Annotated in this window: 20 protein-coding genes; 6 read left to right on the forward strand and 14 right to left on the reverse strand. The window is 72.1% G+C overall.

Annotated elements, in window-relative coordinates; translation table 11 throughout:
• Nucleotides 1-345 precede the first annotated feature (345 nt).
• The 10 genes from AB0K60_RS06815 to AB0K60_RS06860 form a co-directional block, all read right to left on the reverse strand.
• Complete coding sequence (locus tag AB0K60_RS06815) at nucleotides 346-1,986, reverse strand: GTPase (RefSeq protein WP_364049411.1); 1,641 nt, start codon at nucleotides 1,984-1,986, stop codon at nucleotides 346-348.
• Entirely contained in the window at nucleotides 1,983-3,662 is a 1,680-nt protein-coding gene (locus tag AB0K60_RS06820) for a GTPase (RefSeq protein ID WP_364049413.1), read from the reverse strand. Before AB0K60_RS06820 ends, AB0K60_RS06815 begins: the two co-directional genes overlap by 4 nt.
• Nucleotides 3,663-5,059: 1,397 nt before the next feature.
• On the reverse strand, nucleotides 5,060-6,292 hold the full coding sequence (gene cobA / locus AB0K60_RS06825; RefSeq protein WP_364049415.1) for a uroporphyrinogen-III C-methyltransferase: 1,233 nt from the start codon (nucleotides 6,290-6,292) through the stop codon (nucleotides 5,060-5,062).
• A gap of 246 nt (nucleotides 6,293-6,538) precedes the next feature.
• A complete protein-coding gene (gene cobT / locus AB0K60_RS06830; RefSeq protein WP_364049417.1) occupies nucleotides 6,539-7,627 on the reverse strand; it encodes a nicotinate-nucleotide--dimethylbenzimidazole phosphoribosyltransferase in 1,089 nt (362 codons plus the stop codon).
• Nucleotides 7,624-8,460 carry a sirohydrochlorin chelatase gene (locus AB0K60_RS06835; RefSeq protein ID WP_364049419.1) on the reverse strand — a complete coding sequence of 279 codons (837 nt, stop codon included), beginning with the start codon at nucleotides 8,458-8,460 and terminating at the stop codon, nucleotides 7,624-7,626. The genes cobT and AB0K60_RS06835 overlap by 4 nt, the downstream gene beginning before the upstream one ends.
• A 96-nt stretch (nucleotides 8,461-8,556) precedes the next feature.
• Nucleotides 8,557-9,645 carry a GNAT family N-acetyltransferase gene (locus AB0K60_RS06840; protein WP_364049421.1) on the reverse strand — a complete coding sequence of 363 codons (1,089 nt, stop codon included), beginning with the start codon at nucleotides 9,643-9,645 and terminating at the stop codon, nucleotides 8,557-8,559.
• Nucleotides 9,646-9,726: 81 nt separating this feature from the next.
• Nucleotides 9,727-10,896: an ABC transporter permease gene (locus AB0K60_RS06845; RefSeq protein WP_364050597.1), complete on the reverse strand. Its 1,170-nt coding sequence runs from the start codon at nucleotides 10,894-10,896 to the stop codon at nucleotides 9,727-9,729.
• Between the two features lie 52 nt (nucleotides 10,897-10,948).
• Nucleotides 10,949-11,824 carry an ATP-binding cassette domain-containing protein gene (locus tag AB0K60_RS06850; protein ID WP_364049423.1) on the reverse strand — a complete coding sequence of 292 codons (876 nt, stop codon included), beginning with the start codon at nucleotides 11,822-11,824 and terminating at the stop codon, nucleotides 10,949-10,951.
• Nucleotides 11,811-12,143, reverse strand: a complete 333-nt coding sequence (locus tag AB0K60_RS06855; protein WP_364049425.1) for a transcriptional regulator — start codon at nucleotides 12,141-12,143, stop codon at nucleotides 11,811-11,813. The genes AB0K60_RS06850 and AB0K60_RS06855 overlap by 14 nt, the downstream gene beginning before the upstream one ends.
• Nucleotides 12,140-12,601: a hypothetical protein gene (locus AB0K60_RS06860; RefSeq protein WP_364049427.1), complete on the reverse strand. Its 462-nt coding sequence runs from the start codon at nucleotides 12,599-12,601 to the stop codon at nucleotides 12,140-12,142. The genes AB0K60_RS06855 and AB0K60_RS06860 overlap by 4 nt, the downstream gene beginning before the upstream one ends.
• A 179-nt stretch (nucleotides 12,602-12,780) precedes the next feature.
• Between AB0K60_RS06860 and AB0K60_RS06865 the strand changes: the two genes are divergently transcribed.
• Nucleotides 12,781-13,188: a DUF2795 domain-containing protein gene (locus AB0K60_RS06865; protein ID WP_364049429.1), complete on the forward strand. Its 408-nt coding sequence runs from the start codon at nucleotides 12,781-12,783 to the stop codon at nucleotides 13,186-13,188.
• A 27-nt stretch (nucleotides 13,189-13,215) separates the two neighbouring features.
• On the forward strand, nucleotides 13,216-14,301 hold the full coding sequence (locus AB0K60_RS06870; protein ID WP_364049431.1) for a Vms1/Ankzf1 family peptidyl-tRNA hydrolase: 1,086 nt from the start codon (nucleotides 13,216-13,218) through the stop codon (nucleotides 14,299-14,301).
• Between the two features lie 45 nt (nucleotides 14,302-14,346).
• On the opposite strand, the gene AB0K60_RS06875 is transcribed toward AB0K60_RS06870, so the two are convergent.
• From AB0K60_RS06875 to AB0K60_RS06885, 3 genes are all read right to left on the reverse strand, one after another.
• Complete coding sequence (locus tag AB0K60_RS06875) at nucleotides 14,347-14,991, reverse strand: LUD domain-containing protein (RefSeq protein WP_364050600.1); 645 nt, start codon at nucleotides 14,989-14,991, stop codon at nucleotides 14,347-14,349.
• Between the two features lie 128 nt (nucleotides 14,992-15,119).
• Nucleotides 15,120-16,517, reverse strand: coding sequence for a lactate utilization protein B (locus AB0K60_RS06880; protein WP_364050603.1), 1,398 nt, complete (start codon nucleotides 16,515-16,517; stop codon nucleotides 15,120-15,122).
• A gap of 53 nt (nucleotides 16,518-16,570) precedes the next feature.
• A complete protein-coding gene (locus AB0K60_RS06885) occupies nucleotides 16,571-17,368 on the reverse strand; it encodes a (Fe-S)-binding protein (protein WP_364049433.1) in 798 nt (265 codons plus the stop codon).
• A 96-nt stretch (nucleotides 17,369-17,464) separates the two neighbouring features.
• Between AB0K60_RS06885 and AB0K60_RS06890 the strand changes: the two genes are divergently transcribed.
• The 4 genes from AB0K60_RS06890 to AB0K60_RS06905 all read left to right on the forward strand — a co-directional run bounded on the left by AB0K60_RS06890 (nucleotide 17,465) and on the right by AB0K60_RS06905 (nucleotide 20,988).
• Entirely contained in the window at nucleotides 17,465-18,190 is a 726-nt protein-coding gene (locus AB0K60_RS06890) for a FadR/GntR family transcriptional regulator (RefSeq protein WP_364049435.1), read from the forward strand.
• Between the two features lie 129 nt (nucleotides 18,191-18,319).
• Nucleotides 18,320-19,339, forward strand: a complete 1,020-nt coding sequence (locus AB0K60_RS06895) for an LLM class F420-dependent oxidoreductase (RefSeq protein ID WP_364049437.1) — start codon at nucleotides 18,320-18,322, stop codon at nucleotides 19,337-19,339.
• A gap of 135 nt (nucleotides 19,340-19,474) precedes the next feature.
• Entirely contained in the window at nucleotides 19,475-20,119 is a 645-nt protein-coding gene (locus tag AB0K60_RS06900; protein ID WP_364049439.1) for a response regulator transcription factor, read from the forward strand.
• 167 nt (nucleotides 20,120-20,286) lie between these two features.
• Complete coding sequence (locus AB0K60_RS06905; RefSeq protein ID WP_364049441.1) at nucleotides 20,287-20,988, forward strand: DUF4328 domain-containing protein; 702 nt, start codon at nucleotides 20,287-20,289, stop codon at nucleotides 20,986-20,988.
• A gap of 24 nt (nucleotides 20,989-21,012) precedes the next feature.
• Here the strand turns inward: AB0K60_RS06905 and AB0K60_RS06910 are convergent, their stop codons facing one another.
• Nucleotides 21,013-21,948, reverse strand: a complete 936-nt coding sequence (locus AB0K60_RS06910) for a hypothetical protein (protein WP_364049443.1) — start codon at nucleotides 21,946-21,948, stop codon at nucleotides 21,013-21,015.
• Nucleotides 21,949-22,020: the final 72 nt, after the last annotated feature.

Below are 22,020 nucleotides of genomic sequence, written 5' to 3' on the forward strand. Positions count from 1 at the left end.
CCATTGGAATCGCGTTCTGTGGATACTCGCGGGTAACCGAGGCAATCGCCTGTGCATATCGCTGTCGGCGTCGCGCCGAGGAGCGCAGGGCGGCAGACCACCCGCCACCCTGCACCCGCCACCCTGCGACCCACACAGCCCGCCCGGCCCCGGAGAAATACAGGCCTTAAAGGCAGGACATATCGGCCTGTTGGCGGCTCGCCCCTTGCGAAGGACAGCCCGTCCCGCCGCCAGGACGGACGGCGACGCCATCGCACAACAGGCGGCGGCACGGGAACTCCTCGGAGGCAAGGCACACGCCCCCGTGCCGAGGGATCGCGGGCCTTGGCCGCCGGGGAACGCCGGTCAGCGACGGACGACCGACATCGCGGCGAAGAACTCGTTGTAGCGATGCAGCTCGCGTTCGACGGGCGCGATGACCGTCTCCGCGGCGATGGCGGCGACGCGCTGCCGCATCTCGCGCACCAGGCGCTCCCGCTCGGTCCCCGCGCCGAGGATCACGAAGTTGCGGCTGGCGATCGAGGACAACGCGCCCAGGCCGAGCACGCTCGCCATCATCAACCCCAGCCAGGGCAGCACGGCGACGTCCTCCAGCAGCTCACCCGGTGCGTCGCCCACGCCGAGCACGCCGTACACCAGGATCGCCCCCGCCCAGAGGAATCCGGCGGCGAACAGCACCACCAGGGCGTACTGCCAGATCTTGGCCGCCCACCACCAGCCCGGCACCTGGTCCAGTTTCGGTGCGATCCGCGAGAGCTGCTCGGACAGCGTCTGCGGCAGCCGGCCGGACGCGGACCGTCCGGCGTCCCGCACGCCGTTGCTCCACGCCTCGGGCATTCCGGCGGTGAGGCCGTCGGTGAGGGCCTGCACCGCGTTGGCGACCTCGGCGGGCTGCGCGGTCACGCTGCCGCCCACCAGTTCGCCGATCTCCTCGCGCAGGTCGCCCACGCGCAGGCTGCTGAGCGGGTCCGGCCGCAGCTTCGCCGCCCAGCGCGCGTACGGCCAGCCGACCCACTCGATCGACCGGGCGGCGTAGACGTTCTCCACCGCCTCGCCGACGGCGGTGAGCCCGACGGCGTCGCACAACGCGTCGACCAGCGCCTCCTGCCGGGCCGGGTCCACGGTGGGCCGCACCGTCGTGACCTCCGGCATGGGCATGGCCTTGGTGAAGTCCTCGAGCAGCCGGTCCAGGTCGGCCTCCAGCCGCTGCACGGCGGCGCGGCGCTGGGACACCGACTCCGCGAGCACGCCCTTGAGCCCGTCGAGCCCCCGCCCGGTGAGCGCCGAGGTGGACACCAGGCGCGGGTGCTCCACGCCCTCCCGCTTGAGCAGCTCGGCCAGGTCGCCGACGCACTCGACGAGCTCCTCCGGGGCGAGCTTGTCCACCTGGTTGAGCACGAAGACGGTGGTCGCCTCGTGTCCTTTCAGCTCCGACAGGTAGCGCCGGTGGATCGAGGCGTCCGCGTACTTCTGCGGGTCGAGCACCCACACGACCAGGTCGGCGAGCTTGATGAGGCGCTCGGCCTCGGTGTCGTTCAGGGCCCGGATCGAGTCGTGGTCGGGCAGGTCGAGCAGGATGAGCCCGTGGAGCCGGCTTTCGCCCCGGTCGAGCGCGCTGGCCCGGGCGAAGCGATGCCGCCACTGGATCTGCAGCCAGTCGAGCAGCGGCGCGGCGCCCTCCAGCCCCCATACGCACGCGTGGGTACGGGCGGTGGTGGGCCTGCGCACCCCGGTGGGCGACAGCTCCAGCCCGGAGACGCGGTTGAACAGCGACGACTTGCCGCTGCCGGTGCCGCCCGCCAGGGCCACCACGGTGTGATCGGCGGAGAGCCGGAGCCGCTCACCGGCTCGCAGCAGGAGCTGTCCCGCGTCGCGCAGGAGCGTGGCGTCGACCCGTCCGGGGCCGAGCTCGACGATCCGGGCGAGCGCGGCCAGCCGGGCGCCGAGCCCGTGCTGCGCCGAAGCGGTCGTCGTGCCAAGAGTCATCGGGCGACCTCGAGGTTGTAGGTTGCCTGGTAAAGACGGGTCGCGGCGGACTCGTCCGGGATGCCGGCGCTGTCGAGCACGTGGACGTAGCGCATGGTCTCCTCATCGAACAGCATCCCGATGCGCGCCCGCAGGTCGCTGCGCGCCTTCCCGCCGATACTGCGCAGCGACTCGGCGCCGAGCAGGCCGCGCAGCAGCCGTTCCGGCAGCGAGCCGCCGGTGCCGGAGGCGGTCTCCGAGGCCTCGTAACCGAGCAGGCCCACGGCGAAGACGACCGCCAGCGAGTCCACGTCGAACGACAGCACCCGGGCGATCGAACGCTTCGTCACCCCTTCGGTGCGGACCAGCTCGACGAGGTGGTCCTGCCACGCGCTGACGGCCTGGCCGGTGCGCCGTACCAGCTCCTCCGAGGGTCTGCCGAGACCCGGGGTGCTCGCGAGCCGGTCGCCGGCCCCGGCGCGGTTGCGCCACCGGTTGACGACGTCCTCGGCCGCCCGTTGCGCGGCGGCGATGATGATCGACTCCAGGCCGGCGCGTAACGCCGTCTTCAGCGCGCTCAGGCGCATCGGCGCCTCCTGCCGCGCCCGTCCGGCGAACCGGCCGGGCCGCCGCAGGTGCAGGGTGTGCTTGATGTCGCCGGAGCCCGCGAAGTCCTGCCAGCGGGCGAGCACCTCGCCGCGCAGCAGCGAGCCGTTCCGGGTGGTCTCGTCGATCTCGGCGAGGGCGGCCATGTACGCGGCGTCCACGTCGGTGCGCAGTTCGGCCCGGAAGGCCACCTGCGCCTCCAGTTGCCGGGCGAGCGCCGGGATCCTGACGCGGAAGCTGTTCAGCGCGCCGTCCAGGGTGGTGCGTACGGCCCGCATCCGCCGTTCGTCGTCGACCGACAACTCGGCCAGCCACATGCGCAGCTCGCGGATCTCCTCATCCGGCAGCCGGCCGTCGGACACGGTCGTCTCGTGGACGATGAAGCGCTCCACCTCGCCCAGGCCGTAGTCGTCCAGCATGCGGGCGAAGTGCTTGAGCACCACCTCGCGGGCCTTGAGCGGCACCCGGGCCAGCACGATGACCAGCCGGGCCCCGCGTTCCTTGGCGAGTTTGAGCAACTGCCAGGAGGGCGCGTCGGCGTAGCGCGCCGCCGTGGTGACGAAGACCCACAGGTCGGCCACGTCCAGCATGCGGTGCGCGATCTCGTGGTGTTCCTCGACGACCGAGTCGATGTCGGGGGTGTCGAGCAGGGCGACGCCCTCCGGGAGGCCGGGGGATGAGCTGAGCACGAAGCTCGACATGCCGGGGGTGATGCCGGGGGTGGTCACCCGGGTTAGTCCGCTGAGCACGTTGCCCTTGGCGAACCATTCGCGGTCGCCGGGATGGCAGGCCAGCACGGGTGTTCCGGTGGTCGGCCGGCGGACGCCGGTGGCGCTGATCTTCGCCCCGGCGAGCGAGTTGACGATGGTGGACTTGCCCGCGCCCGTCGAGCCCGCGACGGCGATGATCGCGGGGGCGGTGCTCATGTGGACGCGCGGAATCACGTAGTTGCCGAGTTGTGAAAGGATCTCGGCCTGAAGCTTTCGGGCTTCCACCGCGCCCGGCAGGTCGAGCCCGAAATGCAGCCCGATGATGCTTTCACGCAGTTCCGCGAGGGCTGAACTGAAGGCACGGGACACCGGTTCCGGCACCGGAACCTCCCGCATCCCCGCCTGGGGTCCAGGCATCCCGGACCCTGTTCGGGGCGCTGACGACCGAGGTCCTCGTGCCGCCGGCTCGGCTCCTCGGGCTTCCGCCCGGGGCCTGCCCGCCTCCGGCTCGGCCGCCTGCGGCCTAGGCCGGGACACATCGGCCTGACGCTCGGCCTTTTGCCCTACGGGCTCGGCCTCTCGGGCTTCCGCCCGAGGCCCACCCGCACCCGACTCGGCCACCTGCGGCCTAGGCCGGGACACATCGGCCGTCTGCCCTACGGGCTCGGCTTCCCGGGTTTCCGCCCGAGGCCCACCCGCACCCGACTCGGCCACCTGCGGCCTAGGCCGGGACACATCACCCTGCACCCCATCCGCACGCTGACCGGACCGGGACACATCGGCCTTCTGTCGTACGGGCTCGACTTCTCGGGCCTCCGCCCGAGGCCCACCCGCACCCGACTCGGCCACCTGCGGCCTAGGCCAGGGCACATCGCCCTGCACCCCATCCGCACGCTGACCGGACCGGGACGCATCGGCCTTCTGCCCCGTGGGCTCGGCCTCTCGGGTTTCCGCCCGAGCTTCATCCGCATCCGGCTCGGCCGCCTGGGGGTTGGACCGGGACGCATCGGTCTGGCTTGCAGCCCTCTGCGCTGCGGGCTCTGCCCCTCGCGTCTCCAGCCCCACCATTTGTGACAGCGGCCGGAACACGCGCACATCCGGCCTGACCCCCCGCGCCTGCGACTCCGCTGCCTGCGGCCCGGGCCGGGGCTCGCCCGCATCCGACTTGGTGGCCTGTCCTGTAGGACCGGATTCTCGTGGCTCGGAGTCGGTCGTCGAATGTTCCGACCGGGCTCCTTGCGCATGCGGTCGTGCCTCCTGATGAGGTTCCGGCCGCGGATCCCGAGTGACCGACGCGGCCGCTCCCGTTGGAGTGGCGTGTGTCCCGCCGGTCCGGGGTTCGTCGGCATCATCCCTGATCACGGGGATGAACGACGTATCCTCGCCGACGGTCACGTCCTGCCCGTCCGAATCACCCGCGTCCGAATCGTCCGTGTCCGAATCGCTCACGTCATTCGCGCGTACCGCACGCGAATCCTCATCGCGCCGGACCGGGTCATTCGCAGCCGTGGCATCCTCGGCGCCCGCTACGCCTCCGGAGTCAGTGGCGCCCTCGACGTCCGCGGCGTCGTCGGCGTCGCGGGTGTTCGGGGCGTCGTCGTCCTCGTGTCCGCCATCCGCGTGGGACCGCCCGGCCGCCTCCTGGGCGGGATTCTCCCCGGGGCCGGAACTCGCGGCCTCGTCGTCGCGGATGGGACCGAACGACATGGTCCGTTCGCCGGGCGACTCGTGGTCGTCGCTCACGGGAGACTGCCCGGCGGCCCTGTTCGCAGCCGAATTCACGGAATCCGCTCCGCTCGCACCATTTCAATCTCCTGGCCGACCCTGACGACCTCGCCGACGACCACTATCGCCGGCGGACGAATCCCAGCCGCGGTAACGCGTTCCGCCACCGTGTCAAGCGTGGCGGAAACCGCTCGTTGGGTGGGAAGAGTACCGTCTTGCACCACCATTACGGGAGTTTCTGGTGAACGTCCATTTTGGAGCAGTGTGTCTGCAACTATCGGGATCCGCTCGACCGCCATCAGAAGTACCAGAGTTCCTTGTGATCTCGCCAGTGCCGGCCAGTCCACGGTGGACTGCGGATCCCCCGGCGGCACGTGCACCGAGATCACATGGAATTCCTGGCTGACGCCGCGGTGGGTGACCGGCACGCCCGCCGCCGCGGGGACCGCGACCGCGCTGGTGATGCCCGGCACCACGGTGACCGGTATGCCGGCCCGGGCGCACGCGAGCATCTCCTCGCCTCCCCGCCCGAAGACGAACGAGTCGCCGCCCTTCAGCCGGACCACGAATTTGCCCTTTCGGGCGTGCTCGACCAGCAGTTCGTTGATCTTCTCCTGGGCGAGATAGCGCCCGTACGGGATCTTCGCCGCGTCGATCAGCTCGACGTCGGGCGGGAGCTCGTCGAGCAGGGCGCGCGGGGCCAGCCGGTCGGCGATCACGACGTCGGCCTGGGCGAGCAGTTGCCGCCCGCGGACCGTGATGAGCCCCGGATCGCCCGGGCCGCCGCCGACCAGGGCCACGCCGACCGGTTTGGTGCGGTTGCGGCGGGCGTCGACGGTGCCGTCGCGCAACGCGTCGACGATCTCGTCCCGGATTCCGGCGGCCCGGCGCGGGTCGCCTCCGGCGGTGACCGCGACCCCGATCTCGCCCACCCGCCCGCTCGCGGGGGTCCAGGCGGCCGAGGCGTCCCGGTCGTCGGCGCGCACGCACCACACGCGCTTGGCCTCGGCCTCGGCGGCGATCGCGGTGTTGACCGCCCGGTCGTCGGTGCAGGCCTGCACCAGCCAGGCGCCGTCGCAGTCCCCCACCTGGTACGGCCGGCGCTCCCAGTGCACCCGCCCGTCGGTGATGAGATCGTCGAGCGCCGGGGTGACGCTCGGCGAGACCAGCGTGACGCGGGCCCCGGCCTCGAGCAGCGCGGGCACCCTCCGCTGAGCCACCCGGCCGCCCCCGACGACGAGCACGCGCCGCCCCTCCAGGCGGAGGCCGAGCATGTAGGGCGACATGACGCGGATTCCCCTCCACGGCGAAAGGTCGGCGGGTGTGGCACGTGAGGTAAACCTACAGCGCTTTTGTTTCAGGCAACGCAGGTTATCGCCCCGGCAACGGCTTGCCCACACCGCACTGACCGACGGTCAGAAAACATTGTCGGCCCCCGCCCCGGCGACCCCGTCGTCCGCCCCGGTTGAACGGCCGGTCATACCGTATATATATGACCATTTCCGACAAGTGCCGCCCCCGTCGAGCGGACGTCACTCCTTGTCGGAAACCCCCGCCGCGTCGAAGGTGGCGACGTCGTGCATGACGCGGGCGGCGGCGCACACCAGAGGATACGCGAGCACCGCGCCGGTGCCCTCGCCCAGCCTGAGCTCCAGATCGACCAGCGGGCGCAGGCCGAGATGCTCCAGCGTCGCGAGATGCCCGGGCTCGACGGAACGGTGCCCGGCCAGGCAGTAGTCCATCGCCCCCGGCGCGATGCCGGCGGCCACCAGCGCGGCCGCCCCCGCGATCACGCCGTCGAGGATCACCGGCACCCGGGCCGCCGCGCCGCCGAGGATGAACCCGGCGATGGCCGCGTGCTCGAAACCGCCCACCCGCGCCAGCACGTCCAGGGCCGTGGCCCGCTCCGACGGCAGCTCGTTGACGGCGAGGCCGCGCCGTACCACCTCGATCTTGTGCCGCAGGGTGGCGTCGTCGACGCCGGTGCCCCTGCCGGTGACCCGCGCCGGGTCGCGTCCGGTGAAGGCGCAGATCAACGCCGCCGAGGCGGTGGTGTTGGCGATGCCCATGTCGCCGGCGATCAGGCAGCGGGCGCCGTCGCCGATCAGACCGGCCGCGACCGAGACGCCCGCCGCGACGGCGGCCTCGGCCTGCCCGCGGGTCATCGCGGGCCCCTGGGACAGGTCCGCGGTGCCACGTGCGACCTTGTGGTCGATCAGTCCCGAGGCGGGCGCCAGATCGGCGGCCACGCCGACGTCGACGACGGTCACGGAGGCGCCGACCTGCGCGGCGAAGGCGTTGACGACGGCGCCTCCGGCGAGGAAGTTCGCCACCATCTGGGCGGTGACCTCCTGCGGCCACGGGCTGACGCCCTGGGCGTGTACGCCGTGGTCGGCGGCGAAGACGGCCACGGCCGCGGGCACCGGCATCGGGGGCGGGCAGGATCCGGTGATCGCGGCGAGCCGGATCGCGACGTCCTCCAGCACGCCGAGCGCACCACGCGGCTTGGTGAGCCGGTCCTGGTGGTCGCGGGCGGCCTGTGCGGCGGCCTCGTCGAGCGGCCCGATCGCGGCGATCGTCCGCTCCAGCAGGGCGGCGGCGTCCGTGTGCTCGGTGGTCATCGCACGATCTCCCGGTGGGCGGCGAGCTCCAGGGTGAGGGCGTCCTCGTAGCGTTCGATCACCGCGTCGGCGAGCCCCTCGCAGTCGCCGATCGCCTCGGCGCAGCGGATGTCGAGGCCCTCGTGGCCCGCCGCGTACGCCATCGCCTGGGCCCAGATCCGCTCCAGCTCACCGTCGGCGAACACGTGGTAGGGCAGGACGATCACCCGCTTGGCGCCCAGCCGCCGGCAGCGTTCCAGGCCACCCGGTACGCCGGGCCGGGCCGAGACGTAGGCGGTCTCCACGGTGAGATAGCCGGACGCGTGGGTCTCCCACAGCAGCCGGGACACCCGGTGCACGTCCGCGTTGGCGGCCGGGTCGGCGGCTCCGGCGCCGACCAGGACGATCGCCGTGTCGGACCGGTCGACGGCGGCGGCGGGCGCGGCGGTGGCGGCGGTCACCGCGGACAGGCGCGGGATCTCCGCCTCGGCGTCGGCGAGGCGCTCGGCCAGCAGGGCGAGCACGCGCGAGTCGGGGCCGATGGGGCGGCCGTAGTCGTACATCAACGTGGGGTGGCGTTCCTGCTCGAGGGCGAGGGCGGCGGGGAGGCCGGCCAGGGGCGAGTCGTTGCCGGACAGGACGAGCGGCTGGACCACCACGCGGTGGTGGCCGCGGGCGATGAGCGAGGAGATCGAGGCGCTCAGCGTGGGCTCGGTCCGGTCCAGGAAGGCGCCGCAGACGTCGGCCGCGATGTGCTCCAGGCGGCAGCGAAGCCGGTGCACGAACCTGCCGAACTCGGCGACGCCGCCATTGTCGTCGGTGCCTTTCCCGATCAGCAGCAGCGGCGGCTTCATCTCGGTCTCCCATGCTTGACCTGCGTAGGCAAACCGTGAGGATATCCCAGAGTTCCGCACGGCGTCCCCGGCTTGCCGCATTCCGCCCGCTCTTCGTCATTCACCTCTCAGCAGGCTGAACAGCACGGCGTCGGTCATACCGCCTGGTACCGGCAGCGCCCGGCGCATCACCCCTTCCCGGGTGAAGCCGGCCTTGCGCGCCACCGCCTGGCTCGCCAGGTTCCCCTCGGCGATCACCATGTGCACGCGGTGGAAGCCCCGCTCGAACAGGTGCTCGCTCACCGCGCGGGTCGCCTCGGTGGCGTATCCGCGCCGGCGCGCCCAGGGGGAGATCCAGTAGCCGATCTCGGCGTCGCCGCGCTCCCAGTCGGCCCGGTGGACGCCGACCGACCCGACGAGCCGTCCGCCCCGGCGCGGCTGGAGGGCGAACTGCACGCCGGTGGCGACCTCCAGGTGGGCGTAGCGGGTGCACCACTGGCGGGAGCGCTCCAGGGTGTAGCCCGCGGCCCAGGGCATCCAGCGGCCGATCTCCGGATCGCCGTCGATCGCGGCGTACACGTCGGCGGCGTCCGCGGCGGCGAAGGGGCGCAGCAGCAGCCGCTCGCTCTCCAGCCTCAGCCCGGTGTGGAAGCCCGTGTACGGCATCGGCGGATCCCCGGCCAGCAGGCCGAACACCACCAGGTCGTGGGGCCCGTCGTTCGCGTAGCCGCCGCCGCGCAGCAGGCCCTCGCGGGTGAACCCGGCCTTCTCCGCCACCCGGATCGAGGCGGCGTTGTCGAGGTTGGCGCGCAGTTCGACGCGGCGCAGGCGGCCCTCGCGCAGCGCCCACGAGGTGAGGGCGCGCACCGCCTCGGTGGCGTACCCGCGGCCCCGGTGGGCGGGGTGCACGCCGTACCCGATCTCGGTGCTGCCCGCGCCCCAGAGGGTCTTGAACAGGCTGATGGCGCCCACGATCACGCCGTCCGCGACCATCGCGAGATGGATGCCCTGGCCGGAGCGGCGCAGTTCGTGGACGCCGTGGGCGAGCCACTGGTCGATCATCGAGGGGTGTCCGGGCGCGCCGGGGGGCAGGAACTCGGCCCCGCCGGCGATGATCGCGCGCACCTGGGCGGCGTCCCGGGGCCCGAAGGGGCGCAGGACCAGTCGTTGCGACTTGAGCGTCAGCTGCTCGTCGAACCCCGGCATGTTCCCCCTCAGGACGGTTTTGCAGGCAAATATCACCCCATCATCACTCAAGTACCTGAGTAGGAGTGCAGCCAACGGCGTTCAACGCGCCCGAAGGACCTCGCGGTACCGCACCCGGGCGCCGGTCCGCAGCACGGCGCGCTGGTAGACGCGCCCGCCGAGCCACAGCATCCCCAGGACGGCGAGCACCATCAGCCCGAGCGCCAGCGCGCTCTCCCACAGCGGCACCTCGGCCCCCGCGGCCCGCACCGGCATGATCATCGACGAGAACGGCGGCACGATCGACAACACGCGGGTGACCGCGCCGGTCGGGTCCGCGGTCGCCACGAACGCCACGAAATAGCTCACCATCAGCAACATCGTCGCCGGGGTCAGCACGCCCTGCAGTTCCTCCTGCCGCGACACCAGGGAGGCGATCCCGGCGAACATGACCGCGTAGAAGGCGTAGCCGAGCAGGAACCACAGGATCGTGACGGCGATCACGCCGTAGATGCCGTCCGGCATGTCCGGCACCGCCCCGCTGAGTTGAGCTCCGGCCAGGCCGACCACCGCGATGAGCATGATCTGGAGCAGGCCGAGCACGCCCAGGCCGATCGTCTTGCCGGCCAGGAGCTGCCAGGGCCGTACCGAGGCGAGCAGGATCTCCACGATCCGGCTGCCCTTCTCCTCCACCACGCCCATGGCGACCATGGAGCAGGACTGGACGATCAGGATGAACAGCATCACGACGATCGCCGAGGCGATCACCCGGCGCAGGGCCGCGTCCTCCGCCGTGGGGCTCAGCGTCACCTCGGCGAGGGGCGTGGTCTGCAGCGCCCGCTGCACGGCGCCGGGATCCAGCCCGGCGGTACGCAGGTTCTGCTGCGTCGCCACCGACCGGTGCGCGGTGTCGATGATGACCGACAGCTCGTTGTCGAGCGCGCTCTCGCTGATCACCTTGGTGTTGTCCACGACCGCGGCGTCGACGTCGCCGGCCTCGACGGCGGCGCGGGCGGCCGTCTCGTCGGCGTGGCGGACGACCTTGATTGTCAGATCCTCGGCCGGTTTGCCCTGCGCGCTCAGCGCGGTCGCGAGCTGGTCGCCCTGTGCCCCGGCGACGCCGACCGTGTACGCGTCGCCGCCGTCGAACAGGCGCGGCAGCGCCACCAGCACGATCACGAGCAGCACGGTGATGGCCAGGCCGACGCGGTAGCCGGTGCTCCGGCTGCGCACGGCGATCTCTCGGCGCGCGGCCAGCCAGACCGGGCCCATGTCCTTCACGATGGCCTTCTCCTTCCGCCCTCTGTCTCCTGGCCCCTCCGCGTCACGCGACCGCCTCGCGGAAGATCTCGCTGAGCCGCGGCTCGACCCAGCCGAAGTGCTCCAGCCGTCCCGCCCGGGACGCGATGCGCAGCACCTCCCGGTCGTCGGCGGACTCCAGGATCACCTCGTCCCCGTCCTTCGCCACGATCGTGCCGGGCAGCTCGTCGGCCCAGCCCGCCGAGGCGCCGCTGACCACCACGCGCAGCCGCTTATGGCTCTCCCTGCCCCGCAGCTCGGCGACCGTGCCGACGGCTACCATGCGCCCGGCGGCGATGATGCCGACCGAGTCGCACAACCGCTCGACGAGTTCGAGCTGGTGGCTGGAGAAGATGACCGGCACGCCCGCCGCGCGGCGCTCGGCGAGCACGCCGGCGAGCGCGTCGACGGCGATCGGGTCCAGGCCGGAGAAGGGCTCGTCCAGGATGAGCATCTCGGGGTCGTGCACGAGCGCGACGGCGAGCTGCACCCGCTGCTGGTTGCCGAGCGAGAGGCTGTCCACCTCGCTGTCGCGCCGCTCGGTGAGGCCGAGCCGCTCCAGCAGGTCGTCGGACGCCTTCTTCGCGGCGGCCTGGGTCAGGCCGTGCAGCCGCCCGAAGTACTCCAGTTGCTCGGCGACGCGCATCTTGGCGTACAGGCCGCGCTCCTCCGGCATGTAGCCGAACCGGCGCCGGGTCTCGAAGTCGAGCGGGCGGTCCTTCCAGCGCACCTCGCCCCCGTCGGCGTCGAGCACGCCCATGACGATGCGCATCGTGGTGCTCTTGCCGGCTCCGTTGGCGCCGACGAAGCCGAACATCTCGCCGGGGCCGACCGACAGGGTGACGCCGTCGAGGGCGATTTTGTCGCCATATCGCTTCCTCAGCTCGTCAATGCGGAGCATCCGAGGTTCCTCCCGTGTTGTTCATGATCCTGTGCAGTACGGCCACGTACTCGTCGAACGCCTGGCGTCCCCGATCGGTGAGGGAGAGCCAGGTGCGGGCGCGCTTGCCGACGAAGCCCTTCTGCACCCGCACGTAGCCGGCCTCCTCCAGCGTCACGATGTGCTTGGACAGCAGCGAGTCGCTGACCTCGATCGTGTCGCGCAGGAAGCGGAAGTCGGCCTTCTCGGCGGCGGCGAGGGCGGCGACGATGGACAGGCGCACGGGCGCGTGGATGATCTCGTCGAGGTGGTGCCGGGGATGGCTGCCGTTGATGGTCATCGCTCCGCGACCGGCCTCGTGCGGCTCCCCAGGGCGGCCATCCCGCGCCACGCGCCGTACAGCGGGGGCGCGGCCGACGCCAGGACGCCCGCGACGCCGGCGAGCACCGGCCCGGCGCCCACGCCCTCCTGCACATAGCGCATCACCCAGAGGTTGAAGACCGTCGCCGCCAGGAAGAGGCCGGTCACCACCCACTGAAGGCGCCAGATCACCGGGTGGTACACGTGGCTGCGGCAGGCGTAGACGATCGATACGACGCAGAAGACGAGCCAGCCCACGTCGGCGACGATGGTGAGGGACCGGTCGGCGAAGTGGATGATCGCCCAGTAGGCGGCCGCGGCCACTCCGAACGCCAGGAAGTATCGGGGACCTCGGCGCGCCGAACGCCGCACCTTCCCGCCGATTCGCCCGATCTCGCCGAGCGCCTGCGAGGCGCTGAATTCTTCGCGGCTGTTCATCCACATCCCTCCTATTCCCGTGCTGGCATCGTATACAAATACTCAACTGTCGTTCAAGTAGGTGCAAAGCGCTCCTGAGGTGGGCGCTCGCCCGGCGCGCCGACGTTTGCTGTCGGGGGCTCGGGTACGGAGACCGTTATGACCCGATTCGTACCTTCGCCGAACGGGAGGAGACGGTCATGGAGCGAGGCAGCTCGAAGCACGGCCCGCGCCTGGACGAGCAGCAGAAGCACGAGACCGAGGGGCTCGTCCGCGGCGGCGGCGCCACCCACGCCGAGGAGTGGAAGCAGCCCGAGCCGATGCTCGCACCGGCCGAGGAGGCCCTCGACGACGGCACCGTGCCCAGCCGCGGGTCCGCCGTACCTCAAGGGATCACACCCGCGGACGTGGAACGGCGCAGCAACCTGGCCAAGTGGCTGAGCGACGCCCGGTTCCCCGCCGACCGCCGCGCCCTGCTCACGCACGCGGTCACCAAGGCCGCGCCGGAGCCGGTGCTGCAGGCGGTGCGCACGCTGCCGGACGAGAAGTTCCACAACGTCGGCGAGGTCGCCACCGCGCTGGGGCTCGGCGCGGAGAACCACCGCTGATCAGGCCCTCCGGGAAGGAGCCGCACGATGAGACTGGACTTCCTTCGTCCGCTCTACGAGCGGAAGGGTCCATTCGTCTCGATCTACCTGGACACCGGCCGTACGACGGAGACCGGGGCCACCGAAATCGAGCTGCGTCGCCGGCGGCTCAGCGAGCATCTCGTCGAGGAGGGGGCGACCGCCGAGGAGCTGATCCCGATCGCCGACCTGGTCGGCGACCCCGGCATGGCCGCTCCCGGCCGTGCCGTGTTCGTGGCGGGCCACGAGGTCGTCTACACCGAGGCGTTGCCGGCTCCGCCTCGCCGGGAGATCGCCCGGCGATCCCCGCTGCCGCACGTCATGCCGCTGCTCGCGCAGCGCGGCGAGAACGTGCCGCACCTGCGCGTGCTCGCCGATCACACCGGGGCGGACGTGGTGGCGATCGGCGCGGGCGCGCCGCGCGAGCTGGTGGTGGGCGCCGAGGACTGGCCGCTGCAGAAGACCGGCCAGGGCGGCTGGTCGCAGAAGCGCTACGAGCGCGGCGTGGAGACCACCTGGGAACGCAACGCCGTCGCGGTCGCGGAGACGATCGATCAGGAGGTCCGCAGGCTCGGCGCGGAGCTGGTCATCCTCGCCGGGGAGCCCAAGTCACGCATGCTGGTACGCGAGCACGTGGGCAAGGAGGCGGCCTCGAAGATCGTCATGGTGGAGCACGGCAGCCGCGCCCCGGGGGCCGCGCCCACGCTGTTCGCCAAGGAGGCCGAGGCCGTGCTCGACGAGTACCTCGCGACGCGGCGGGCGGAGGTCCTGGACGCGTACGGCGAGGCCACCGGCCATGCCATGGCGACGCAGAGCCTCGCCGAGACGGTCGACGCGCTGCGGGAGCGGCGGGTGCGCACGCTGCTGATCGTGGACGATGCGTCGGCGGACGGCACGCTGTGGATCGGCGAGCAGGGTCACGCGATCGGCGTCGGGGAGGCCGAGCTGCGCGCCACGAGGGTGACCGACCCGATCAAGGAGCGCGCCGACGCCGCGCTGGTGCGGGCGGCGGCGACGACCGGGGCCGATCTGTGGTTCGTCTCGGCGACGGAGCTGCACGCCCCCGACGGCGTGGCCGCGCTGCTGCGCTTCTGAGCCCCGGGCGTACGCCGACGCACACGGCCTAACGCACGACGCCGCTCAAACGCTCGGCGCGCTCGGGCGGTCTCCCGCGATGATCACAACCTCCAGGGTTCGGGGACCGTGTACGCCCTCGACGCGGTTGAGTTCGATGTCGCTCGTCGCCGACGGGCCGCTGATCCAGGTGAGCGGGCGGCGCGGGTCGAGCCGGGCGACCGCCTCGGGGACGCGGGCGGCGATCTGATCGGCGCGTACCAGGCACAGGTGATAGTCGGGCACGAGCGTCAGCGCCCGGCGGCCCTGACCCGGGCCGGCGTCGAGCACGATCGTGCCGGTCTCGGCGATCGCCGTCGCGCACAGGCTGATCACGCCGTCGGCGCGGTCCAGCTCGGCCGCGTCGAGCGGCGGGTCGTCGGGCAGCCGCTCGACGGACGCCTCCGCGAGCCACTCGCCGGGTATCCCGGCGGGCACGACGAGCCGCTTGACCGCCCGTTCGGCGAGCGCGGCGGCGACCGTGGCGGCCACCTCGCCCGCGGCGACGGTGTGCACGATCGCGCGGTAGTCCCGCACCCGCTCGGCGAACAGCTCGATCAGTTCCAGCTCGGACATGGACGTGCTCGTCCGGTAGTTGCGCGGCACCTGCGGCTCCGGCGCGCCGCCGATCGCCGACCGGACGCGGGCGAGGATGAGATCACGCGAACCCATCGAGGGCCCGGACGGCGAGTTCACCGACGAGTTCATGGACGAGGGCATCGACGGGGGCATCGACGGGGGCATCGACGGGGGCTTGGACGGGGGCTTGGACGGGGGCTTGGACGGGGGCATGGACGAGGTCACCGGGTACCTCCCTCGGTGCGGTCCCACCAGTCGCGGAACGACTCCGCGGGGATGGGCGGGATGTCGCGGGTGTCGGTCCAGGCCGCCCCCGGGCCGGGCAGCCGCCGCCGGGGCACCAGGCGGCGCAGGCGGGAGGCGAGCCGCTGGAGGCGGGCGAGCCGGTCGGCGCGGCCCAGCGCCCAGGAGGCGGCCCGCATGCCCGCCCGCTCGGCCGTGGGGTGCGGCGCCTTCGCCCGCAGGTGGACCAGGACCGTGGGGATGTCGATCGCCACCGGGCAGACGTCGTAGCAGGCGCCGCAGAGCGAGGAGGCGTACGGCAGCGAGGCGTCCAGCGGCGAGGCCATGCCGCGCAGTTGCGGGGTGAGGATCGCGCCGATCGGGCCGGGATAGACCGACCCATAGGCGTGGCCGCCCGCCCGCTCGTACACCGGGCACACGTTCAGGCAGGCCGAGCAGCGGATGCAGCGCAGCGCCTGGCGGCCCACCTCGTCGGCGAGCACGTCGGTGCGGCCGTTGTCGAGCAGCACCAGGTGGAACTCCTTCGGCCCGTCGCCGGGCGTGACGCCGGTCCAGGTCGAGGTGTAGGGGTTCATCCGCTCCCCGGTCGAGGACCTGGGCAGCAGTTGCAGGAACACCTCCAGGTCCCGCCAGGTCGGCACGACCTTCTCGATGCCGACGATGCTGATCAGCGTCTCCGGCAGGGTGAGGCACATGCGTCCGTTGCCCTCGGACTCCAGCACGACCATCGTGCCGGTCTCGGCGACCATGAAGTTCGCCCCGGAGACGGCCACCTTGGTGGCGAGGAAGCGCTCGCGCAGGTGCAGCCGGGCCGCCTCGGCGAGGGCGCGCGGATCGTCGGAGAGCCCCTCCGGGGCGGGGCGGCCCCACTCCGCCATGTGGTTGAGGAAGATCTCCCGGATCTCCGCGCGGTTGCGGTGGATCGCCGGGACGAGGATGTGCGAGGGCCAATCGTCCCCGAGCTGCACGATCAATTCGGCGAGGTCGGTCTCGTAGGCGGTGATGCCCTCCTCGCGCAGGGCCTCGTTAAGCCCGATCTCCTGGGTGGCGATCGACTTGACCTTCACCACCTCGGTCTCGCCGGTGGCCTTGATCAGGTCGGCCACGATGCGGTTGGCCTCGGCGGCGTCGGCGGCCCAGTGCACGTGGCCGCCGGCCTCGGTGACGGATCGCTCCAGTTGGAGCAGGTAACGGTCGAGGTTCCGCAGGGTGTGGTCCTTGATCGCCTTGCCCGCCGCGCGCAGTTCCATCCAGTCGGGCAGTTCGGCGACGACGCCCGCGCGCTTGCCCCTGATCGTGTGCGTCGCCTTGCGGAGGTTGAAGCGCAACTGGGAGTCGGCGACGGCGCGTGCGGAGTTCCCGGGGAAGGTCGGCATGCCGAGATCGACGACCCCGCCGCGTTTCGCGCGTCCGTGTCCGCCCGGCCCGCTCACGACGCCCTCCCCTCGGTCTGGGCGAGGATCTCCGCCAGGTGCATCACCCGTACGCCGCCGCGCTGGCGGCCGAGCGTGCCGCCGATGTGCATCAGGCAGGAGTTGTCGGCGGCGCACAGCACCTCGGCCCCCGTCGCCATGACGTTGCGCACCTTGTCGGCGCACATCGCCGCGGACATCGCCGGGTTCTTCACCGCGAAGGTGCCGCCGAAACCGCAGCACTCCTCCGCGCCGGGCAGGGGCACCAGGTCCAGCCCCCGTACGGCGCGCAACAGCCTGGTCGGCCTGTCGCCCACCCGCAGCCCGCGCAACGAATGGCACGTGGGGTGATATGTCACCCGGTGCGGGAAATATGCCCCAACGTCGACGACCTCAAGGACGTCCACCAGGAACTCCGACAGGTCGTACACCCGGGGCGCCACCTCCTCCACCGCCGCGGCGAACTCCCGCCCCGCCCGCGTCGCGACCATCCGCCGCGGCCCGGCCCCGACCGGCGCGCCGTCGGCGAAGCTCGGGTTGTGCGCCAGCTTCGGGTACTGCTCGCGTACCATCGCCGCGCACGACCCGGAGGACGCCACGACCGCGTCGTACCCGGCGAAGACCTCGACGAAGTGCCGCGCGAGCCGTACGCCCTCATCGCGGTAGCCGGTGTTGAGGTGCATCTGGCCGCAGCACGTCTGGGCGCGGGGGAACTCGACCTCGCACCCGAGCCGCCGCAGCAGGGTGACGACCGCCTTGCCGGTGTCCGGAAAGAGGGTGTCGTTGACGCAGGTTATGAAAAGGGCGACGCGCACACGTTAGCCTTTCCTTCATATGGTCAGACCACAGTATGCTCAGACCATATACCCGAACGTCAAGGTCCCCACACCTGAGACCGTAAGGAGAGGCCCGTGAGCGACGACGGGTGGCGTCCGGTGCGGCGCACCCGCACGTTCGAGGAGGTGCTCGCCCAGATCGAGCGGCGCATCGAGGCCGACGGGCTGACGCCGGGCGACCGGCTCCCCGGGGAGCGTCAGCTCGCCGAGCAGCTCCAGGTGAGCCGCGCCTCGGTGCGCGAGGCGATGCGCGTGCTTGAGACGCTGGGCGTGGTGTCCTCGAACGTCGGGCGGGGCGCGGACGCGGGCGCGGTGCTCACCGCCCGCCCCGGCGGCGCGCTCACCGACCTGCTGCGCCTGCATCTGCGGCTGTCCAGCGTGTCGATGCGCGATGTCATCGACGCCCGGCTGATGATCGAGCGCTGGTCGGCCGAGCACGCCGCCCGGCATGGGGCCGATCTTCGCCCGATGGCCGAGGCGCTGGAGCTGATGGAACGCCCGGGGCTCACGGCGGAGCAGTTCGTCGAGCATGACACGGCCTTCCACGCGGCGATCGTCGGCGCGAGCGGAAACCGCCTGCTCATGGCCGTCATGCAGGCGCTGCGCGAGTCGGTACGGCGGTACGCGGTGGACGCGGTCGTCGCGCTGGGCGACACGGCCGTGCTGCGGCGCGACCACCGCCGCATCCACGCGGCGATCGAGGCCGGGGACGCGGCGGAGGCGGGCCAGGCGATCGCCGATCACCTCGCGCACGCCTACCCCGAGTTGTTCGACGCCGGGCCGCCCGCGCCGTCGGGCTGAGCGCTCGACTCCGGCGCGGCCGCCGAACTCGTCCTCACCCGGAAGGAGGCGGGCGGCGCCCCCGCTCTCGACCCGCCCATCTAGAACATGTTCTAATCATTAGGTTCGCAGCGGCATGGAGGTGCGGTGATGGCGGACGATCTCCGACTCGGGCTGATGATCGGCTACTGGCAGCGCCACGCCGACGACGCCACCGAGAGCGTGCTCGCCGCCGAGCGCCTCGGCTACGACTCCGCCTGGACCGCCGAGGCCTACGGCAGCGACGCCTTCACCCCGCTCGCCTGGTACGGCGCGCGTACCAGCCGGATCCGGCTCGGCACCGGCGTCGCCCAGATCTCGGCCCGCCCGCCGGTCACCACGGCGATGACCGCGATGACGCTCGACCATCTCACCGGCGGCCGGCTCATGCTCGGCATCGGCGCCTCCGGCCCCCAGGTCGTCGAGGGCTGGTACGGCCGGCCGTTCCCCAAGCCGCTCGCGCGGACCCGCGAGTACGTGGACATCATGCGCAAGGTGTGGCGCCGCGAGGAGCCCGTCACCTCCGCCGGGCCGCACTACCCCCTGCCGTACCCCGGCGGCACCGGACTCGGCAAGCCGCTGAAGTCCATCACGCACCCGCTGCGCGCCGACATCCCGCTCTACCTCGGCGCCGAGGGGGTGAAGAACGTCGCCCTCGCCGCCGAGATCGCCGACGGCTGGCTGCCGCTGTTCACGTTCCCCGAGAAGATCGACCAGATGTACGGCGAGGCGCTCCGGGGCGCCCGCCCCGGCTTCGACATCGCCGCCATGGTCAACGTGGCCGTCACCGACGACGTGCGGGCCGCCCTGGACGGCGTGAAGTTCATGCTCACGCTCTACATCGGCGGCATGGGGGCCCGGACGCGCAACTTCCACGCCGACATCGTCGGTCGCATGGGCTACGCGGAGGTGGCCGAGCACATCCAGTCGCTCTACTTCTCCGGCCGCAAGGACGAGGCGTTCCGGGCGATCCCCGACGAACTCGCCGACGGCATCAGCCTCGTCGGCCCGCCCGGCCGTATCCGGGAGCGCCTGGAACTGTGGCGTAAGAGCCCGGTCACCACCCTGCTGGTGATGGGCCCCCGCGACGAGCCGACCCTGCGCGTCATCCGCGATCTCGTCCTCGGCTGATCGATCCGGGCCGCTCGACCCGGCCGGGCGGCGGACAACGGCCTTCTTCCGGATGTCGAAGATCGGCGCCGGCCTCCTCAGCGGCATTTTTTGGGCGCAGTTGGCCGTGCCTTGACCAGTGGCAGAATTCATCGCGTGAGGGTGCTCATCGCGGACGATCAGCAACTGGTGCGGACGGGCTTCCAGATGATTCTCGACGCCCAGCCGGACATAGAGGTCGTGGCCGCCGTCGCCGACGGTGTGGAGGCGGTGGAGCAGGCCCGGCGGCTGCGGCCGGACGTGTGTCTGCTGGACATACGCATGCCCCGGCTCGACGGCCTGGAGGCCACCCGGCTGCTGGCCGGGCCCGGAGTCGCCGACCCGATGCGGGTGGTGATCGTGACCACCTTCGACCTGGACGAGTACGTCTACGGCGCGCTGCGCGCCGGGGCGTGCGGCTTCCTGCTCAAGGACAGCGGACCCACGCTGCTGATCGAGGCGGTGCGCGCGGCGGCGGTCGGCGACTCGCTGGTGTCGCCGTCGGTGACCGTCCGCCTGCTGAAGCACCTGGCCCAGCCGGTGACGCCGCAGGCCCGTCCCCCGCGCGAGCAGCTCACCGAACGCGAGATGGACGTGGTCCGGCTGGTGGCGCGGGGCCGTACCAACCAGGAGATCGCCGCCGAGCTGTTCGTCTCGTTGTCCACCGTGAAGACCCACCTCGGCAGCGTCCAGGCCAAGCTCGGCGCGCGGAACCGGGTGGAGATCGCCGCCTGGGCCTGGGAGTGCGGCCTGGTCGCCTGACGGGAGCCGCCGGCCGGGCGGTCGAGCGGGTATCAGGCCGGAACAGGGCCGAGCGGGGGCCGAACGCGTGTCCGGGATTAGCGGCGAGGCCGACGGGATAAATCACTGACAGCGGCACACAAACGCCACGCACCACACCCATCAGCGCATGCCGGGGGGAGAACATCATGCGCGTCGCCCTGTCCTCGGCCGGCCGGAGCGCCGTGCGGGTTCACGTGGCCCTCGCGGCCCAGGTGCTCGCGATGGCCGCGCTCGTGGTCTTCGAGGCGGCGCGGGGCGGCCCGCTGGCCGAGCGGATCGCGGCCGTCGGCGGCGATCCCCGGGCTCCGGGCGCTGAGAAGATCACGGGCGAGGTGACGCTGTTCGCGCTGCTGGTGCTGGCGGTGTTCGCCACCTCCGTCGCGGCTGCGGTGGCCTATCTGACCTGGTTACGCCGCGTACGCCGGAACGCCGTCTGGGCCTGGGTGATCCCGGGGGTCAACCTGATCGCGCCCCCTTTCGCGTTGCACGCCGCCTGGGAGGCGACGGGCCCCGCCGAGCGTCGCAGGCGGTGGTGGCTGCCGCTGCTCGCCGCCTGGTGGCTGAGCTGGCTCGCCGCCCTCGCCATGATCGTCGTTTCGGTGGGCACACATGAGGAGGGGCTGACCGGCCTGAACCCGGCCGCCGTCGCGGTGACCGCCCTCGCCGCCGCCCTCTGCGCGGCCACGGTCCGCGAGATCACCTACGGTACGGCCCGCCGCCCGGCCGCCACCCGCCCGTTCCTGCCTCCGCTGCGCCGCATCACGCCGCTCGCCGCGCCTCCCCGCCCCGCCGCGTCGCCGGCCACCCCTTCGGCCGAGGAGGATCACAGCCGGGTCGTGGGCGGCTGAAGCCGACCAAACGGGCGCGGCGGCTCAGGCGCCGACCATGTTGGCCCAGCCGGGGAAGACGCCCAGGACCTTCGCGTCACCGGTCGCCGGGGCGTGGGCGACGCTCTGGTAGAGGGCGCTCCAGGCGAACAATCTGCTCACGGCGGGCCTGCCGCCGAGCATGCGGACCGCCTCGTCGGCCAGGGTGATCTCGAAACGCCTGCCCACGTTGACCGCTTTGAAGTTGTATTGCAGGGCGTACCAGACGACCGCGCCGCCGTCCTTGGTCTTCAGCGCGTACGACCGGCCCGTCTGGGTGACTTCGCTCGTCTGGATCTGCCAGGAGGAGGCGGCGAAGAGCTTGCTGTTCTGGCGGAGCCCGTCGATCACGGGTATGACGGGGTTGTCGGCGTCGCCCTCCGCTGACCCCGCCAGCTTGGCGCGGTCCGCGATGACGCTGGGGTCGATGAGCGCGTCGGTGAATATCTTGGATTGCCTGACGGGGACGCTGCCGGGATCGGCCACGGTGACGTAGCCCTCGGCGTCACGGCTCAGCTCGGGCATGGGGCGGCTGAGGTACGCCACGTGGTGGACGCGCCAGGGGGCGTCCTTGCGGCTCTGCACGAAGATCGCGACGTCGCCCGTCATGCCGGGCCGCACCGCGCCGGCCGCGAACCACCGCGGGTACGACGAGAACCTGGGGATCGCGAACTCGGGGGCGAGACTCGGGGTCACGTCCTCGCCGAGCCGGAGCCGTACGGCGTGCACGGTCCGGGCGGTGCTCGCCTCCACCGACTTGCTCGCGGCCGTGTCGGGTTTGCTCATCGCGGCGAGATAGGCGCGCAGGATCCGGGTGGCCTCCGTCGGCGTGGTGGCCGGGGGCCGGGCGTTGGCCTCGGACGTTTTCTTCGGGTTCTTCGAGTTCTCCGAGGTCGGCTCGGAGCCGGAGGAACAGCCGGACAGCAACGTGCAGAGCGCCACGAGCGCGGCGGCGACCGCACGCGCCGTTCTCCTCGTTCGTCTCGGCGTTCCCGCCGGCCTCGGACGTCCCGG

This window comes from Thermopolyspora sp. NPDC052614 (genome assembly GCF_040678635.1).
GTDB lineage: Bacteria > Actinomycetota > Actinomycetes > Streptosporangiales > Streptosporangiaceae > Thermopolyspora.

What these genes read in the sequence shown, in the direction of transcription:
- AB0K60_RS06815 (WP_364049411.1), bottom strand. Translation starts at nt 1,986, where the DNA reads ATGACTCTTGGCACGACGACCGCTTCGGCGCAGCACGGGCTCGGCGCC.
- cobA (WP_364049415.1), bottom strand. Translation starts at nt 6,292, where the DNA reads ATGTCGCCCTACATGCTCGGCCTCCGCCTGGAGGGGCGGCGCGTGCTC.
- cobT (WP_364049417.1), bottom strand. Translation starts at nt 7,627, where the DNA reads ATGACCACCGAGCACACGGACGCCGCCGCCCTGCTGGAGCGGACGATC.
- AB0K60_RS06835 (WP_364049419.1), bottom strand. Translation starts at nt 8,460, where the DNA reads ATGAAGCCGCCGCTGCTGCTGATCGGGAAAGGCACCGACGACAATGGC.
- AB0K60_RS06840 (WP_364049421.1), bottom strand. Translation starts at nt 9,645, where the DNA reads ATGCCGGGGTTCGACGAGCAGCTGACGCTCAAGTCGCAACGACTGGTC.
- AB0K60_RS06845 (WP_364050597.1), bottom strand. Translation starts at nt 10,896, where the DNA reads ATGGGCCCGGTCTGGCTGGCCGCGCGCCGAGAGATCGCCGTGCGCAGC.
- AB0K60_RS06850 (WP_364049423.1), bottom strand. Translation starts at nt 11,824, where the DNA reads ATGCTCCGCATTGACGAGCTGAGGAAGCGATATGGCGACAAAATCGCC.
- AB0K60_RS06855 (WP_364049425.1), bottom strand. Translation starts at nt 12,143, where the DNA reads ATGACCATCAACGGCAGCCATCCCCGGCACCACCTCGACGAGATCATC.
- AB0K60_RS06860 (WP_364049427.1), bottom strand. Translation starts at nt 12,601, where the DNA reads ATGAACAGCCGCGAAGAATTCAGCGCCTCGCAGGCGCTCGGCGAGATC.
- AB0K60_RS06865 (WP_364049429.1), top strand. Translation starts at nt 12,781, where the DNA reads ATGGAGCGAGGCAGCTCGAAGCACGGCCCGCGCCTGGACGAGCAGCAG.
- AB0K60_RS06870 (WP_364049431.1), top strand. Translation starts at nt 13,216, where the DNA reads ATGAGACTGGACTTCCTTCGTCCGCTCTACGAGCGGAAGGGTCCATTC.
- AB0K60_RS06875 (WP_364050600.1), bottom strand. Translation starts at nt 14,991, where the DNA reads ATGGGTTCGCGTGATCTCATCCTCGCCCGCGTCCGGTCGGCGATCGGC.
- AB0K60_RS06880 (WP_364050603.1), bottom strand. Translation starts at nt 16,517, where the DNA reads ATGCCGACCTTCCCCGGGAACTCCGCACGCGCCGTCGCCGACTCCCAG.
- AB0K60_RS06895 (WP_364049437.1), top strand. Translation starts at nt 18,320, where the DNA reads ATGGCGGACGATCTCCGACTCGGGCTGATGATCGGCTACTGGCAGCGC.
- AB0K60_RS06905 (WP_364049441.1), top strand. Translation starts at nt 20,287, where the DNA reads ATGCGCGTCGCCCTGTCCTCGGCCGGCCGGAGCGCCGTGCGGGTTCAC.